Source organism: Paraburkholderia sp. LEh10 (assembly GCF_017814945.1).
In the GTDB taxonomy this organism is placed as follows: domain Bacteria; phylum Pseudomonadota; class Gammaproteobacteria; order Burkholderiales; family Burkholderiaceae; genus Paraburkholderia.
On sequence record NZ_JAGIPX010000208.1, the window covers coordinates 1 to 1,162 of the forward strand.

The following is a 1,162-nucleotide window of genomic DNA, read 5'->3' on the forward strand; positions in this document are numbered from 1 at the left end:
CTAGTGTTCCGTCCCAGAAATAACTTTACATAACCGAGCCACTTTCTGAAGGATAGAGTCGGCGGTTGCGGTCCAGACAAACGGACGGTTATGCTGGTTGTAGCGTGCGACATAGCGCTCGATGCTGGTGATGAGTTGGCGCACATTTCTGAAGGATCCGCGTCGGATAGCCTGCTGCGTGATCATGCCAAACCAGCGCTCCACTTGATTGAGCCAGCTCGAATAAGTGGGCGTGAAGTGCATGTGATAACGCGTGTGTCTGGCCAGCCATGCCTTGACCTTTGGGTGCTTATGCGTAGCGTAGTTATCGACAATCAGATGCACGTCAAGATCCTCCGGAACTGCCTGATCAACGTGTTTCAGAAAGGCCAAAAACTCCTGATGCCGGTGACGCGACTTGCACTGCGCGATGACCTCGCCCGTAGCTGCATTGAGCGCAGCAAACAAGGTTGTTGTGCCATGCCGGATATAGTCGTGCGTCACACCTTCGAGATAGCCTAGACCCATCGGCAACACTGGCTGCGTGCGCTCAAGTGCCTGGCATTGACTCTTCTCGTCGACACACAGTACCAGGGCGTTGGTGGGCGGACTCAGATACAGGCCAACAATATCGCGCACCTTCTCGACGAAGTACGGATCGGTAGAAAGCTTAAAGCTCTTCGAGCGATGAGGCTGCACACCGAACATCGACAGGTACCGGGCCACCGAGCTCTTCGAAATACCCGTTTGCGCAGCAGCTGAACGCACGCTCCAGTGCGTTGCGCCGTCCGGCTTCTCATGCAGCACCTTTGCCAGTAGCTCGGCTACCGTTTCATCGTCGTGCGCGCGCGGCCGCCCCGGACGCGCCTCATCATGCAGACCGGCGAGCCCCTGCGCGACGAAGCGCTTCTTCCAATGTGTGATTGCAGGAGAGGTGACTTCACATTGCACCGCGATTTCCTGGTTCGTATGACCGTCTGCTGCCATCAGGACGATCTTTGCTCGACGCACCAGCGAATGAGGCAGCGAACGCGAACGGCTCATTGACAGCAATTGTTCTCGCTCCAGTTTGGACACGACAACCTCGATTCCCTTACGTCCCATGATCGTCTCCAGCACACATGACTCGATCATAGAACATGCTGGATTTACGTAAAGTTATTTCTGGGACGGAACACTAGGA

1 protein-coding gene is annotated in these 1,162 nt (G+C 55.5%); it reads right to left on the reverse strand.

All coding sequences use genetic code 11. The features are described 5' to 3' along the window. Positions 1–1,083, reverse strand: a complete 1,083-nt coding sequence (locus J8I87_RS43965) for an IS630 family transposase (protein ID WP_209938900.1) — start codon at positions 1,081–1,083, stop codon at positions 1–3. Positions 1,084–1,162 lie beyond the last annotated feature (79 nt).